This is a genomic window from Pseudomonas sp. Je.1.5.c (assembly GCF_051129895.1).
GTDB classification, from domain to species: Bacteria; Pseudomonadota; Gammaproteobacteria; order Pseudomonadales; family Pseudomonadaceae; genus Aquipseudomonas; species Aquipseudomonas urmiensis.
Genome location: NZ_JBCPSP010000034.1, coordinates 50,588 through 64,405 on the forward strand (window position 1 = coordinate 50,588; position 13,818 = coordinate 64,405).

Annotated in this window: 15 protein-coding genes; 9 read left to right on the top strand and 6 right to left on the bottom strand. The window is 57.3% G+C overall.

Annotation, left to right across the window (positions count from 1 at the left end; genetic code table 11):
* Positions 1-51: 51 nt before the first annotated feature.
* Positions 52-1,098 carry a pseudaminic acid synthase gene (gene pseI / locus AAZU54_RS20845; protein ID WP_434727616.1) on the bottom strand — a complete coding sequence of 349 codons (1,047 nt, stop codon included), beginning with the start codon at positions 1,096-1,098 and terminating at the stop codon, positions 52-54.
* 58 nt (positions 1,099-1,156) lie between these two features.
* Positions 1,157-1,720, bottom strand: a complete 564-nt coding sequence (pseH, locus tag AAZU54_RS20850; protein ID WP_434727617.1) for a UDP-4-amino-4,6-dideoxy-N-acetyl-beta-L-altrosamine N-acetyltransferase — start codon at positions 1,718-1,720, stop codon at positions 1,157-1,159.
* A gap of 578 nt (positions 1,721-2,298) precedes the next feature.
* Here pseH and rfbC point away from each other — a divergent pair.
* The 5 genes from rfbC to AAZU54_RS20875 all read left to right on the top strand — a co-directional run bounded on the left by rfbC (position 2,299) and on the right by AAZU54_RS20875 (position 6,464).
* Complete coding sequence (rfbC, locus tag AAZU54_RS20855; protein ID WP_434727626.1) at positions 2,299-2,844, top strand: dTDP-4-dehydrorhamnose 3,5-epimerase; 546 nt, start codon at positions 2,299-2,301, stop codon at positions 2,842-2,844.
* A 246-nt stretch (positions 2,845-3,090) separates the two neighbouring features.
* Complete coding sequence (gene rfbB / locus AAZU54_RS20860) at positions 3,091-4,161, top strand: dTDP-glucose 4,6-dehydratase (RefSeq protein ID WP_434727618.1); 1,071 nt, start codon at positions 3,091-3,093, stop codon at positions 4,159-4,161.
* Positions 4,158-5,054, top strand: coding sequence for a dTDP-4-dehydrorhamnose reductase (gene rfbD / locus AAZU54_RS20865; RefSeq protein ID WP_434727619.1), 897 nt, complete (start codon positions 4,158-4,160; stop codon positions 5,052-5,054). Before rfbB ends, rfbD begins: the two co-directional genes overlap by 4 nt.
* Before the next feature lie 4 nt (positions 5,055-5,058).
* Positions 5,059-5,940 (top strand): glucose-1-phosphate thymidylyltransferase RfbA, encoded by an 882-nt coding sequence (gene rfbA, locus AAZU54_RS20870; protein WP_392464783.1) that lies wholly within the window; start codon positions 5,059-5,061, stop codon positions 5,938-5,940.
* Between the two features lie 185 nt (positions 5,941-6,125).
* Complete coding sequence (locus AAZU54_RS20875; protein ID WP_425635344.1) at positions 6,126-6,464, top strand: ComEA family DNA-binding protein; 339 nt, start codon at positions 6,126-6,128, stop codon at positions 6,462-6,464.
* 67 nt (positions 6,465-6,531) lie between these two features.
* On the opposite strand, the gene AAZU54_RS20880 is transcribed toward AAZU54_RS20875, so the two are convergent.
* Together AAZU54_RS20880 and AAZU54_RS20885 are read right to left on the bottom strand one after the other, a co-directional pair.
* Positions 6,532-7,332 (bottom strand): polysaccharide pyruvyl transferase family protein, encoded by an 801-nt coding sequence (locus AAZU54_RS20880; RefSeq protein WP_425635343.1) that lies wholly within the window; start codon positions 7,330-7,332, stop codon positions 6,532-6,534.
* A gap of 172 nt (positions 7,333-7,504) precedes the next feature.
* Positions 7,505-7,672 carry a DUF2897 family protein gene (locus tag AAZU54_RS20885; protein ID WP_434727620.1) on the bottom strand — a complete coding sequence of 56 codons (168 nt, stop codon included), beginning with the start codon at positions 7,670-7,672 and terminating at the stop codon, positions 7,505-7,507.
* Positions 7,673-7,855: 183 nt separating this feature from the next.
* Between AAZU54_RS20885 and pyrF the strand changes: the two genes are divergently transcribed.
* The 3 genes from pyrF to AAZU54_RS20900 all read left to right on the top strand — a co-directional run bounded on the left by pyrF (position 7,856) and on the right by AAZU54_RS20900 (position 10,512).
* Entirely contained in the window at positions 7,856-8,557 is a 702-nt protein-coding gene (pyrF, locus tag AAZU54_RS20890; protein WP_434727621.1) for an orotidine-5'-phosphate decarboxylase, read from the top strand.
* Positions 8,558-8,680: 123 nt separating this feature from the next.
* Positions 8,681-9,478 (top strand): lipopolysaccharide biosynthesis protein, encoded by a 798-nt coding sequence (locus AAZU54_RS20895; RefSeq protein WP_434727622.1) that lies wholly within the window; start codon positions 8,681-8,683, stop codon positions 9,476-9,478.
* Positions 9,479-9,576: 98 nt separating this feature from the next.
* Positions 9,577-10,512 carry a hypothetical protein gene (locus AAZU54_RS20900; protein ID WP_434727623.1) on the top strand — a complete coding sequence of 312 codons (936 nt, stop codon included), beginning with the start codon at positions 9,577-9,579 and terminating at the stop codon, positions 10,510-10,512.
* 51 nt (positions 10,513-10,563) lie between these two features.
* On the opposite strand, the gene AAZU54_RS20905 is transcribed toward AAZU54_RS20900, so the two are convergent.
* Entirely contained in the window at positions 10,564-11,565 is a 1,002-nt protein-coding gene (locus AAZU54_RS20905) for an NADP-dependent oxidoreductase (RefSeq protein WP_434727624.1), read from the bottom strand.
* Between the two features lie 229 nt (positions 11,566-11,794).
* On the opposite strand from AAZU54_RS20905, the gene AAZU54_RS20910 reads away from it, so the two are divergent.
* On the top strand, positions 11,795-12,556 hold the full coding sequence (locus AAZU54_RS20910) for an SDR family oxidoreductase (RefSeq protein WP_428628809.1): 762 nt from the start codon (positions 11,795-11,797) through the stop codon (positions 12,554-12,556).
* Here AAZU54_RS20910 and AAZU54_RS20915 read toward each other — a convergent pair.
* Positions 12,507-13,712, bottom strand: coding sequence for an MFS transporter (locus AAZU54_RS20915; protein ID WP_434727625.1), 1,206 nt, complete (start codon positions 13,710-13,712; stop codon positions 12,507-12,509). The genes AAZU54_RS20910 and AAZU54_RS20915 overlap by 50 nt on opposite strands.
* Between the last annotated feature and the right edge of the window lie 106 nt (positions 13,713-13,818).

Genomic DNA, 13,818 nt, shown 5'->3' on the forward strand with positions numbered 1-13,818 from the left:
TGCGCGGCAACGAGCCTATCCAGGCGTGAGGCATGTCAACGCTGGATTATCTTACTTTTCAATCAGCTCCCAGCTCGCTGGGGTACCAAAGTCGATGTCCGCTGTGACTTTTTTGCCAATCAGTTGATCAAAATACTTGGGCGCCAAGCCAAAGCCGGGGCGGATACGACGAATATCGGTGGCTTGGATAACGTCGCCTGCCTTGAGTTTTTTGACAAAATACACTGAACGACGGAACTGTTTGTTACCTTCCTCGGCCTTTTGCCGCTCAAAACTCCGTTTGCCAATAGCAGACCAAGCATCGAAGGAGTCTTTGCACAGGCGTTGCAGCTCCTCGGGCTCGAGCGAAAACTCACTGTCCGGCCCTTTGTCATTACGACTGAGGGTAAAGTGCTTTTCGATCACGCAGGCGCCAAGCGCCACTGCCGCAACGGATACGGTAGTGCCGAGTGTATGGTCAGACAGCCCTGGAATGGTCTCGAAGCGATCCGTAAGCCCTGCCATCTGGGCGAGGTTTGCCTGGTCCATTGGAGCAGGGTAGCTGCTAATGCAGTGAAGCAGGACCAAGTCCTTGCAGCCCCCTTCGCGTGCTGCACCCACGGCTTCGGCGATTTCTTCCTCCGAACACATGCCGGTTGACATGATCATTGGCTTACCTTTGCTTGCAACGTAACGGATCAAGGGCAAGTCGGTGGCTTCAAAGGAAGCGATCTTATAGGCTGGTGCATTCAGCGATTCGAGCAGGTCGACAGCCGTTTCGTCGAACGGAGTAGAAAAGAGCGTGATGCCCAATTGATTGGCATAGTCGAAAATCGCTTTGTGCCATTCGTAGGGTGTTTCAGCCTGCTTGTACAGATCATAGAGCTTGTAGCCATCCCACAAGCCTCCGCGAATCATGAACTCTTCTCTATCAGAATCGATGGTCATGGTATCAGCGGTGTAGGTCTGAATCTTTATCGCGTCCGCACCGCTGTCTTTGGCGGCTTTGATGGTATCAAAGGCGCGCTGCAAGTCCCCATTATGGTTGGCAGACAGCTCGGCAATGATGTACGGAGGGTGGTCACTGCCGATCGATCTGCCATTGATTACGAAAGCCATGGGTAATGCCTCTTGAAAAGGGGTGGATGGCGCGGTTCTACCGGGCACATATGAATCGTCATTCTGGGGTGAAAACTTCACCGGGCATGTTAAATTGAGAGAGGTACGCTAACACGTCCGGTTGATGGATGCGCCACTCTGAAGACAGCATGCCAAACCTGACGACATCGGTGTAACCGGCTTCAGTGAGATGGTGCTCTTTAAATATGCCTTCTTCACGAAAGCCTAAGCGTCGATGAAGTTTTAGGCTTTTTTCATTGTTGGCCAGTACTTCAGTGCTGAGCTTTCGAAGTTTATCAACTTCGAAAGCCTGATTCATCGCCTGCAGGCCCAACTTAGTACCTGTCCCTAAAGGGGCTGATGGGTTTGTATAAAACCCCCAGAACGCACTGCGGTTTTTTTCGTTTATTTCAGTCAGAGAGATCACGCCGTCGGCAGTGCCCTGCTCATTTTCATAGATATACCAACGAACAGTTGGGTTCACTTGCGTGCGCGAAAACCAGGCGCGGTGTTCTGTTTCGCTGATTTCGTGTGTGGAAAACATGCTCATTCGCACGGCTGGCGTGTTGCGCCAACCCAGAATCAGGCTTAAATCGCTTTCACACAACAGCCGAAGTGCCATTCATCTACTCCTGGGTTTAAGTTTAGCCGGTAACGCTGGTGAGCGTCCCCAGTAGGGGAAGGAAGCGTGTCCGGCAAATTGACTTGACAGATTATCAGTCAAGCGACTTGTCAAATCTAGGTGCCGGTCGCACGAAGGCCGCCTTTTGCGCCCATTGCAGGGTCTAGAAGGAGCGATCCGCCCGTGTGTGTAGGTGGGCATAGAGCCACTATGTAGAGTATTTTCCATGCCGGTTGGGGCGCGCGCATCCTACCGTTCGCTGGCTTAGTGAGACGAGATCCTGAGTGTCCTGCCAGACTGATGCATTGACGTGCTCAGAGCAAATGCGGATGCGAGTCTAGCTGTCGGGCTCGCCTGAGATTTAGCGGTTACTAGTAGTGTCTCTGATGTACCCGTACTACACGGGTAGTCAAGTCGTTAATATCTCCAGTTAAGGCTGCATTTGTTCGAATTGGTCTGGGTCGCCTGTCGTGGACTACGTATGGTATTTTGGAAGGATTAAATTGAGTGGGTGCCATCAGCTCAACCGTGCAGGCATAGACTCACTCAATCCGGCATTCATTTTTGGATTATTCACAGTGAAAGCAACCCCGTTAGCTATTTCTGATGTGATTCTCTTCGAACCTCGCGTGTTCGGTGATGATCGCGGTTTCTTTTTCGAAAGCTTCAACCATCGGCTATTCGAAGACGCTATTGGGCGCAAGGTTCAATTTGTCCAAGACAACCATTCTCGCTCCAGTAAAGGTGTTCTGCGCGGGTTGCATTACCAAATTCAGCAGCCTCAAGGCAAGCTTGTGCGTGTGATCGAAGGTGAGGTGTTCGATGTTGCGGTGGATCTTCGCCGTTCTTCGCCAAGCTTCGGTCAATGGGTCGGCGCTTATCTTTCCGCCGAGAACAAGCATCAGCTCTGGGTTCCGGAGGGCTTTGCACACGGATTCGTGGTGCTCTCGGACTATGCTGAGTTTCTTTACAAAACCACGGACTATTACGCTCCCGAGCATGAACGCTGTTTGGCTTGGGATGACCAGCAGGTTGCTATCCGCTGGCCCCTGAGCGAGCCACCTTTACTGTCTGGTAAGGACAAGCTTGGCAATGTACTCAAAGACGCCGACTGCTTCGATTGAACGTTTTTGCAGCCTCTTATCTGTAGCTCGTCTCGATTCGCATCGGCGTGCCAATTTCTACGGTTGGCCAACTTTGGCGGTACAATGTGGCGTTGATCCCGACACTGGCCAGTGCTGGGGGCACTGCTAGGCCATGGATGAGGTCGTTTTTCTGCTTCTCTGTGGACAGACTCCGGGCATTTTCCATGCTTGGCTGACGCTGACGCCCGCCCACTTTTTCTCGACACCACTGAAAAGATCCGAACAATGACTATCTTAGTAACCGGCGGAGCCGGCTTTATCGGCGCCAACTTTGTCCTGGACTGGGTAGCTCAAGCAGATGAGCTGGTCATCAACCTGGATAAGCTGACCTACGCGGGCAACGTGCAGAGCCTGGCGTCCATCGATGGTAACCCCAAGCACCTGTTCGTCCACGGCGATATCGCCGACTCGGCGCTGGTCGAGAAGTTGCTGGCCGAGCATCAGCCGCGTGCGGTGATCAATTTCGCCGCCGAGTCGCATGTCGATCGTTCGATTCATGGCCCGGAAGACTTCATCCAGACCAACATCGTTGGCACCTTCCGCCTGCTCGAAGCGGTGCGCGCCTACTGGAAAGCCCTTCCGGGCGATGCGCAGCAAGCGTTCCGTTTCCTGCATGTTTCCACCGACGAAGTCTATGGCTCTTTGGCGCCTGACGCCCCGGCGTTCACCGAGACGCACCAGTACGAACCAAACAGCCCTTACTCCGCGAGCAAGGCGGCCAGCGATCACTTGGTGCGCTCCTACCACCACACCTATGGCCTGCCGGTTCTCACCACCAACTGCTCCAACAACTACGGCCCGTTCCACTTCCCGGAAAAGCTCATCCCGCTGATGATCGTCAACGCGTTGGGTGGCAAAGGGCTGCCGATCTACGGTGACGGCCAGCAAATCCGCGACTGGCTGTACGTAAAAGATCACTGCAGCGCGATTCGCCGGGTGCTAGAGGCAGGCAAGGTGGGTGAGGTCTACAACGTTGGCGGCTGGAACGAGAAGCCAAATCTGGAGATCGTTAACCGCATTTGCGCTTTGCTCGATGAGCTTCGCCCGCGCGCTGATGGCAAGTCCTACAGCGAGCAGATCACCTTCGTCACCGACCGCCCAGGCCATGACCGCCGTTACGCCATCGATGCGCGCAAACTCGAGCGTGAGCTGGGCTGGAAGCCTGCGGAAACCTTCGAGACCGGTATCCGCAAGACGGTCGAGTGGTACCTGAGCAACTGGCAGTGGGTTGAAAACGTGCAGTCGGGCAACTACCGCGAGTGGGTCGAGAAGAACTACGGCGAGCGCAGCGAATGAAGATTTTGCTGCTTGGTAAAGACGGCCAGGTCGGCTGGGAGCTGCAGCGCAGCCTGGCCCCGCTGGGAGAGCTGCTGGCCCTTAACTCCAAGAGTCAGGATTACTGCGGTGATCTCGCCAATCTGCAAGGTTTGGCGCAGACCGTCCAGGCCTGGGCGCCAGATGTGATTGTCAATGCGGCGGCTTACACCGCGGTAGACAAGGCCGAGTCCGAGCAGGCGCAAGCTCATCGCGTCAACGCCGAGGCGCTCGAAGTGCTCGCGCAGGCCGCTGCACGTTCAGGTGCGCTGCTGGTGCATTACTCCACTGACTATGTCTTCCCAGGGGAGGGTCAAGCGCCCTGGCGCGAAGAAGACGTGGTGGGGCCGCTGAATGTCTATGGTCTGAGCAAGTTGGCTGGAGAGCAGGCTATTCAAGCCTCGGCGTGCTCGCATCTGATCTTCCGCACCTCGTGGGTGTACGCGGCGCGTGGCAATAATTTTGCCAAGACCATGCTGCGCCTGGCTGGCGAGCGAGACACCCTTGGGGTAATCGATGATCAGTTCGGCGCACCAACCGGTGCTGAGTTGATCGCAGATGTGACGGCGCATGCGATCGTCGCCTGGCGCGCCAAGCCTGAACTGGGTGGGCTCTACCATCTTGCGGCACGAGGTGAAACCACCTGGTGTGGCTATGCGCGCTACGTTCTTGAGCGGGCTGAGCAGTCGGGCATTGAGCTGAAGGTCAAGGCGCAGGCGGTTTCGGCGTTGACCACCGACGCCTATCCCACGCCTGCGCGGCGGCCAGCCAATTCGCGACTCGACACGCAAAAACTTGAAAAGGCTTTCGGTTTGCAGCTTCCTGATTGGCGCCTGGGCGTTGCGCGGATGCTGACGGAAATACAAGGGAAATAACCGCATGAAACGTAAAGGCATTATTCTGGCAGGCGGCTCGGGTACTCGACTGCACCCTGCAACGTTGGCGATCTCCAAGCAGCTCTTGCCGGTCTACGACAAGCCGATGATCTATTACCCGCTGACTACGCTGATGCTGGCGGGGATTCGCGACATCCTGATCATTTCCACCCCGCAGGACACGCCGCGTTTCGAGCAGTTGCTGGGCGACGGTAATCAGTGGGGCCTGAATATTTCCTACGCCGTGCAACCCTCTCCGGATGGCCTGGCGCAGGCGTTCATCATTGGTGAGCAGTTCATTGGCAATGATCCGTCGGCGTTGGTGTTGGGTGACAACATCTACTACGGCCACGACTTCCAGCACCTGTTGAGCAACGCCAACAGTCGTGCCACTGGTGCTAGCGTGTTCGCCTACCACGTGCATGATCCTGAACGCTATGGCGTAGTTGAATTCGATGCCCAAGGGACCGCTATCAGCCTTGAAGAGAAGCCACTGCAACCCAAGTCCAGCTACGCGGTAACCGGCCTGTATTTCTACGATCAGGATGTGGTCGAGATCGCCAAGGCCATCAAGCCCTCGCCACGTGGCGAGCTTGAGATCACCGACGTCAACCGCGCCTACCTTGAGCGTAACAAGCTGTCGGTTGAAATCATGGGCCGCGGCTACGCCTGGCTGGATACCGGCACCCACGATTCGTTGCTCGAAGCCAGTCAATATATCGCGACCATCGAGCGCCGCCAGGGCTTGAAAGTGGCGTGCCCGGAAGAGGTTTCGTTCCGCCAGGGCTGGATCAGTGCAGAGCAACTTGAAAAGCTTGCCGCGCCTCTTGCGAAGAATGGGTACGGTCAGTATTTGAAGCGCTTGTTGCAAGATAAGGTTTATTAATTGGTAAGTTTTATATCCTCTTCTTGTGCGACTTTTTGCCCAAGAAGAGGACATAAAGTGTGACGTCTAATTCAGTAAAGATTCTCATCCTTCGCGCACTTTCGTCGGAACTTCAGACGCGCTAGGTTTGTGTGGCAGCTACGGAAACGCTGCCCTGCAAATCTCATCGCACAGGAGTGTGAAAAATGCGCAATACCGTTCTTTCTTACCTGTTTCTTCCGCTGTTCGCGGGCCTGTCCTTTTCACTCAGCGCGGCCCCGGCTACTCCCGCAGTTTCAGCATTGACGGCTACCCATGCAGTAGAGTCTTCAGCAACAACACAAACCGTTAAAGTCAATGTAAACCAGGCTGATGCCCAGACGCTGCAAAAGGAGCTCAACGGGATCGGTAAAGCCAAAGCAGAAGCAGTAATAGCTTACCGCGAAGCCAATGGCCCCTTCGCCACTGTTGACGAGCTGCTGGAGGTCAAGGGTATTGGCAGTGCTCTATTGGAACGTAATCGAGACAAGTTGAGCGTGGAGTAAGGACCTGGCCCAGCACTGTATCGTTTAACGATACAGTGCTCGCTACTTTTCAATGCTGGTTATTCTCTCACAGGGCAGGAAAGGCCTTGATCAACCCTTGTTGCATCGCTTCGAGACCGGGACGGGCATAGTCAGCCATGCACTGTTCGATCGACCAGTCTTGCCCAAGTCTAACTTGTTCCGTTGTCACGGGTGCGGGCTGGCTCATCGCAAAGCTGGAATAATAATCTTGATACTTGAATTCTTTGCGTACATTGCGCTCAAGCATCAGCCATTGGTTGGGTACGCCATACGAATCCGCCACAATCAAACCGTGCAGGCTGGTCGACAAAACAAACTCACACGAGGCAATTTCCTCTAGTACTTGTTTGACTGGCGAATAGACGTCGATGATTTTTGCGCCGGGAATTCTGCTCAGCAAGTCGGTGATTTCCGGAGCAGTGCGATGAGCAATGTGCGGGATCAGACCGACCCGGATTTTTTTCGTGCCGGGCTTGGCAACCAGTGATGAGGCTAACAGACCGGGGTCGCCGAGTACGGGTTGGCTTTTTGGCTGATTGATCTGTGCCAGGCATTTTTGCCCACGTACCGCATGGTAGTGGTGACGACTGCAGAACACATCATCCAGATTTCCAGAGCCTGCCCCCCACACATGCAGCTTGCGCTGAAAGCCCCAGCGCTTGGCCTTCTTTTCTCGATTCAAGATGCTGCCGATGGCGATCATGTCCGCCTTATGCACACTCGCATACTCGACCTTGCGACCCGATACGAACTCAACCACATCTGCAGAAAGGTAATCACCGAAATTTTGCTTGCTTGCATCATCACGCCCGCTGCCACGGCACCAGAAAAGCTTGATAGGTCTCACTATGTATCTTCGTCCTTGCTGTCGACTCGCTGCAGCATGCGCAAACGCTGCAGGGTCAGGCTTTATATAGGGGCGAGCAAGCTCTGCGGCCTAGCACGATCTTCGGCCGATGCATACCGGATTATGGCGGTATTGAAGCTTCGTTCAGCTTACGTTCAGGAAAGGCCGGATGTTAGCGATCTTTTGCCTCCTTGGCATCCATCTCTGCATTGCGCTCATGGATTTTCTTCAGCTGCTCTTCACTGAGCGGCAGCTTCTTCGCCGTGTCACGCAGCAACATCAGCCCGCCGACAATCGAGCCAAGTGCGACTATAAGGATCAACCAGGCATACCAAGGCATTGTCATTCTCCTGCCAGCGCGGGGCGCCGTTCATATAATTTTCGAGCCAATGCTTGACCCGTTGGTTCAATTATAGGCAGCTGGCTATTCCAGGCTGAGCATTCTCCTGGCCGGCGGCGCCCAAAGCCTGTGCTACTTCGTTTACAATGCGCGCCGTTTTCGACTTGCCAAGAGACCGTGACCATGTCCGCCTGCCAGACGCCCCTGATCGTCGCCCTGGATTTCCCAACCCGTGAAGCCGCCCTGAAACTGGCTGACCAGCTCGATCCGGCTCTGTGCCGGGTAAAGGTCGGCAAGGAGCTGTTCACCAGCAGCGCTTCGGGCATCGTCGAAACACTTTGCGCCAAGGGTTTTGAGGTATTTCTCGACCTGAAATTTCACGACATCCCTAACACCACTGCCATGGCGGTCAAGGCAGCAGCTGAGATGGGCGTATGGATGGTCAACGTGCATTGCTCCGGTGGCTTGCGCATGATGGCTGCCTGTCGTGAGGAGCTGGCCAAGCGCAGCGGAACGCAACCCTTGCTGATTGGAGTAACCGTACTCACAAGCATGGAACGCGAAGACCTTGCCGGTATCGGTCTGGATATTGAGCCGCAGGAGCAGGTTTTGCGTTTGGCGGCGCTTGCAGAAAAAGCAGGTATGGACGGCCTGGTTTGCTCGGCTTTGGAGGCTCCGGCGCTCAAGGCTGCTCACCCTTCGCTGCAATTGGTCACTCCGGGCATCCGTCCAGCTGGAAGCGCCCAAGATGATCAGCGGCGAATTCTGACTCCGCGCCAGGCACTTGATGCAGGCTCGGACTATCTGGTGATTGGACGCCCGATCAGTCAGGCGGTCGATCCGGCCCAAGCCTTGGCAGCGGTGGTTGCTGAAATTCGAGGCTGAATCAGTCGGGCGGCAAGCGTGTAAGATTGATTCCTTGCTCTGTAAGATAATTCTTACGTCGTAACGATTTGTCATACACCTTCCATGTATAATGCCCCCGCGTTTGATACACGTGGGGGCAACGTGGAAGCTGTTAGCGTTAACGAATGGAACGATCAAGCATCGATAAAGGACTTCGCATGTTCTCATAACATTGCGAAGGGTCCTGTGTTCATCGTTGCCTCTGGCGCCTCAGCCAAGGGTTTTCCGCTAGAACGTTTTGCTGATGTGCCGATGATCACCATGAATGGTGCAATCTCCATGTTCATGGGCACCGGCATCAATCCGTTCTTCTATGTCTGCTCGGACACTGGCTTTCCAAAAGAACAGCCGGATCTGTATGCCCACGCCTTGCAGCTCAGCCACCGCCTGGCGCTATGGCCCGATGAGGTGGATACACTCCCGGTGCCCACCCGTGCAGATATCTTCGCTCTGCAGAAGGCTAGCAAAGCCACGCTGTTCCAGACTGCGTTCAGCTCCCAGTTCCAAGTGGTGCGCCGCCGTGCCTTATGGGGTGGGAGTTCACGCACAATCGGGTTCAGCAAGGATCTCTCCCAGGGCTATTTCGATGCCCGTACGGTCGCCTATGTAGCGCTACAGATTGCCTACCATGTCGGATTTACCCAGGTGTTCCTGGTGGGGGTCGATCTCAATCCGGCTGTAGGACGCTTCTACGAAAATGCCGGCCGGGCCATCTCACCTTGTGGTTTGGATGATCACTATGAGCGGCGTATCCTGCCCTCACTTGAACTGATGTCCAAACGCGTGATGGGTGAGCGATTTGCGGTCTACAACTTGTCGCGCGACTCGAGAATTCCGCATTCGGTCACTCCCAAGATATCCGTAGACCAGGCCGAGTCCATTATCCTCTCCGGGCGTTGAGCCGGCTATTGGGCCTAATCGTCAGTTCAGCCGATCTGTACTGCCTCGCTCAGCGGGGGTGGGCTCTGTGTGGTGTTCGCCATTGAAGGAACTACGCTTTGACGTTTTACTTCCTGGGCTGGAAAGCTCGCTACGAAAAACTCATGATCGATAACCTCGCCAACGATCATGACGTGCGTATGTTGTCTGTGCCCGGGTATGCCAAAAAAGTGTTAAGGCTGTGCAAGTCCATTCGCAAGCGTACATCGCTGGTCGTGCCCCTTGAAGGGCTTGCTCGGCGCGTCAATGCCGGCAACGGCGCGACGCGCTCCGATGTGCTGGTATGTAATGAAACCCAAGCCATTCGCGGCCTTAATCCGCAGCTGGTCGCGACGTTCCCGGGTGTCCGAATTCTACTGGTCAGAGACCTGGTAGATGCGGCCTTTGTCGAGCGGATGCGTCCGCACTTCAACTGTATCTACAGTTATGACCCGGTCCAATGCCAACAGTTGGGCATGGAGTTTCTAGACCAATTCTTCCCCTTCAACGTCGAAAGCGCCAGGCAGTCGGGCCGATCCGAGCGCCGATGCAAGCCGCTGTGTTTTTTTCTGGGCCGGGACAAGGGACGCGCAGCGCGGCTCGATAGGTTGGCGCAGACGTTGCGTGCAGAAGGTTGTGAGGTCGATTTCAATATCGTCAAGGACGATACCAGTCAGTTGCTTACCCACTTTCACACTGATTCAGTCGTGACCTACGAAGACAACCTTTCCAAGGCGCAAAACTCGGATGTGTTGGTTGAGCTGAACCAGCCAGGGCAAACCGGGCTTACCCTGCGTCCCCTGGAAGCGGCATTCTTTGATAAGAAGTTGATTACCGACAACAAATGGGTCAAAGAGATGGAGTTCTATCATCCCGATCGATTCTATGTACTGGGTGATGAGCAGCGCGACCTTGGCCAATTTTTACGCGCTCAGGCGCCGCAGGTAGACCCCAGAACGTTGCGTAAGCACAGCCCTGAGGGCTTGATGGACCGCTTGTTGGCTGCATCGGCCTAGCCAGTAGCCGCAGCTAGGGCGCCAGTTTTCCTGTGCGCCCTGGTCGATTGTTCAGACCTTCAACACCAACTTGCCAAAGTTCTCGCCGCTGAACAGCTTGAGCAGCGTCTCCGGGAAGGTTTCCAGCCCGTCCACCACATCTTCCTTGCTCTTGACCTTGCCACTGGCCAACCAGCCGGCGATCTCCTGCGCCGCCTTGCCGTATTCCTTGGCGTGGTCCATCACCACGAAGCCTTCCATCCGCGCGCGATTGACCAGCAGCGACAGGTAGTTGGCCGGCCCTTTGACCGCTTCTTTGTTGTTGTACTGGCTGATCGCCCCGCAAATCACCACGCGCGCCTTGAAGTTCAAGCGGCTCAGTACGGCATCGAGGATATCCCCGCCGACGTTGTCGAAGTACACGTCCACGCCCTTGGGGCACTCGCGCTTGAGGCCCGCCAGCACGTCTTCGGCCTTGTAGTCGATCACCCCGTCAAAACCCAGCTCATCCTTGAGGTACTGGCACTTCTGCGCACCGCCGGCAATGCCGACCACCCGGCAGCCTTTGATCTTGGCGATCTGCCCAGCGATGCTGCCCACTGCGCCAGCGGCGCCGGAGATCACTACGGTTTCTCCTTCCTGAGGCTGACCCACGTCGAGCAAGGCAAAGTAGGCGGTCATGCCGGTCATGCCCAGGGCCGAGAGATAGCGGGGCAGGGGGGCGAGCTTGGGGTCGATCTTGTGCAGGCCCTGCGGTTCCCCAGTGAAGTAATCCTGCACGCCCAGCGCGCCGCTGACGTGGTCGCCGGGTTGGAAACCTGGATGCTTGGAGGCGACCACTTCACCGACACCCAGGGCGCGCATCACCTGGCCCAAGCCCACTGGAGGGATGTAGGACTTGCCTTCATTCATCCAGCCGCGCATTGCAGGGTCAAGCGACAGGTACAGGTTCTTGACCTGGATCTGGCCCTCGGCCGGCTCACTGGCGGCGACTTGCTCGTAGGTGAAATCGTCACGGGTAACGGCGCCGACCGGGCGTTTGGCAAGCAGGAAGCGGCGGTTGGTCTGGGTCATGGCGAATCTCGCTGATAGTAGGCAAAGCCTGTTGATAGTGGTTGGCGCGCGGCGCGGCAAGGTTTACCGGTGTGGCGAATGCCGGGCGATCCACGCGGATGATCGGGAGCTACAGGCACAATCACTGGCAACGATGGTAGCTCAACCGTTGGCCTAATGATGCTGCCCCTGGCAGCGGTCGCCTGACTAGACTCAGGCTCGACTTCAATTTCTGTTGCAGGAGCGAGCGATGAGCATGACCTTTTCCGGCCAGGTCGCCCTGGTCACCGGGGGCGCGGCGGGTATCGGCCGGGCGACGGCACTGGCCTTCGCTGCCGAGGGGCTGAAGGTGGTAGTGGCCGACCGCGATGCGCTGGGTGGTGAGGCCACCGTGAGCTTGATTCGTGAGGCAGGGGGCGAGGCGCTGTTCCTGCCCTGCGATGTGACTCAGGACCGCGATGTGCGCCAACTGCACCAGGGCGTTATCGACGCCTATGGCCGTCTCGACTATGCCTTCAACAACGCCGGCATCGAGATTGAGAAGGGCCGCTTGGCCGAGGGCAGCGAACAAGAGTTCGATGCGATCATGGGCGTCAACGTCAAGGGCGTGTGGTTGTGCATGAAGTACCAGCTGCCGTTGCTGCTGGCCCAGGGCGGTGGGGCGATCGTCAATACCGCGTCGGTGGCAGGCCTGTCGGCCGCGCCGAAGATGAGCATCTACGCCGCCTCCAAGCATGCAGTCATCGGCCTGACCAAGTCGGCGGCCATCGAGTATGCCAAGAAGGGCATTCGGGTTAACGCGGTGTGCCCGGCGGTGATCGATACCGATATGTTCCGCCGCGCCTATGAAGCCGACCCGCGCAAGGCCGAGTTCGCCGCAGCGATGCACCCGGTGGGGCGCATTGGCAAAGTTGAGGAAATTGCCAGTGCGGTGCTGTATCTGTGCAGTGACGGTGCGGCGTTCACCACCGGTCACTCGCTGACGGTGGACGGTGGTGCGTTGGCGATCTGATCAGGATTGGGTGACTAGCCGGGCGTTGCCCACGTAACAGCACGCACGCCACGGCTAGGCATCCCAGCAGCAAGGCAATGCCAAATAGCACCAGTGCCCTTTGTGATCCCAGCGCGTCACTGAGCAACCCGGTAAAAATCACTGGCAGGCTGAACCCCATGTACGCAAGCAGGAAGAACCCGGCACTGGCCCGGGTCTTTTCGCTGCCGGCCAATTGGTTCACCGCGGCCAACCCGCCGAGGTAGATGAAGCCATAGCAAGCGCTGCTCGCGGCCACCGCGCCGAACAGCATAGCGTGCAGTGCGCCGCTGTCCGCGCCCCAGGCCAACAGGGCGTAACTGCAAGGCAAGATGGCCAGCCCCAGTAGGGTCGCTTGGGCACTCGGCAAGCGCCGGGCCATGGGCTGGAATAGCAGGCCGCAGCTGATCACGCAGAAGGTGGAAAAGCCTGACCAGGCGCTCAAGCCATGCTGACGCAGAATCCCTGGCAGCAGGGCGATCACCAGGCCGACGCAGGCCCAGGCCAGGAGGATGGCGAAGCCATAGGCGAGGCTGCCGGCCGGGTAGCAGGGCAAGCGCAGCATGGCTGTGCGCTGTGCCGGGCGTGGATCCGGCAAGCGCCACACCAAAACGATGGCGATGAACGCCAGCAGCAGTTGCAGATGGAAGCTACCTGGGGTCAGGCTCGGTCCGGCTAGGAGGAACAGGCTGGTCAAGGCCGCGCCCAGGCCAAAGCCCAGCGAGGTGCTGGCAGTGACCCAGTTGGCGGCGCGGCTGCTGTCGCTGCCGGCCATCAACTCGCCCATGTAGGCGGTAGCCGTGGCTGAGGCAAGGCCGGTGCCCAGGCCGAGGAACAGGCGCGCGACGCCGAGGGTTTCCAGGCTAGGAGCCAGCAGCATCAGCAGGGTGGCGAGCATCGACAGGCCTAGGGCGGCGAGGATCAGTGGCCGCCGGCCGATCCTATCTGCAAGGCCGCCCAGGGCCAGGAGTACTGGCAGTACGCCGAGCACGTAACCGGAGAAGGCCACGGCAGTGGCGGCGGCGCCGCGGCCGGAGAAGTCGGCGTAGGTGATGTAGAGCGGCGCTTGCAGGTTCACCGCGAGGGTGATGATGCACAGAGCGAAGGCCAGCAGGGCGGGGGCGTGGCGATTGGGCATTTCGGGGTGGTCCGTTGGTCTGTGGGTGTTTGTGCCGGCCCTATCGCGGGGCAAGCCCGCTCCCACGGGCGTCGATCACAGCGGCCACGTGGGAGCGGGCTTGCCC

What these genes read in the sequence shown, in the direction of transcription:
- rfbA (WP_392464783.1), top strand. Translation starts at nt 5,059, where the DNA reads ATGAAACGTAAAGGCATTATTCTGGCAGGCGGCTCGGGTACTCGACTG.
- AAZU54_RS20885 (WP_434727620.1), bottom strand. Translation starts at nt 7,672, where the DNA reads ATGCCTTGGTATGCCTGGTTGATCCTTATAGTCGCACTTGGCTCGATT.
- pseI (WP_434727616.1), bottom strand. Translation starts at nt 1,098, where the DNA reads ATGGCTTTCGTAATCAATGGCAGATCGATCGGCAGTGACCACCCTCCG.
- AAZU54_RS20875 (WP_425635344.1), top strand. Translation starts at nt 6,126, where the DNA reads ATGCGCAATACCGTTCTTTCTTACCTGTTTCTTCCGCTGTTCGCGGGC.
- rfbD (WP_434727619.1), top strand. Translation starts at nt 4,158, where the DNA reads ATGAAGATTTTGCTGCTTGGTAAAGACGGCCAGGTCGGCTGGGAGCTG.
- pyrF (WP_434727621.1), top strand. Translation starts at nt 7,856, where the DNA reads ATGTCCGCCTGCCAGACGCCCCTGATCGTCGCCCTGGATTTCCCAACC.
- AAZU54_RS20905 (WP_434727624.1), bottom strand. Translation starts at nt 11,565, where the DNA reads ATGACCCAGACCAACCGCCGCTTCCTGCTTGCCAAACGCCCGGTCGGC.
- AAZU54_RS20915 (WP_434727625.1), bottom strand. Translation starts at nt 13,712, where the DNA reads ATGCCCAATCGCCACGCCCCCGCCCTGCTGGCCTTCGCTCTGTGCATC.
- AAZU54_RS20910 (WP_428628809.1), top strand. Translation starts at nt 11,795, where the DNA reads ATGAGCATGACCTTTTCCGGCCAGGTCGCCCTGGTCACCGGGGGCGCG.
- rfbB (WP_434727618.1), top strand. Translation starts at nt 3,091, where the DNA reads ATGACTATCTTAGTAACCGGCGGAGCCGGCTTTATCGGCGCCAACTTT.
- pseH (WP_434727617.1), bottom strand. Translation starts at nt 1,720, where the DNA reads ATGGCACTTCGGCTGTTGTGTGAAAGCGATTTAAGCCTGATTCTGGGT.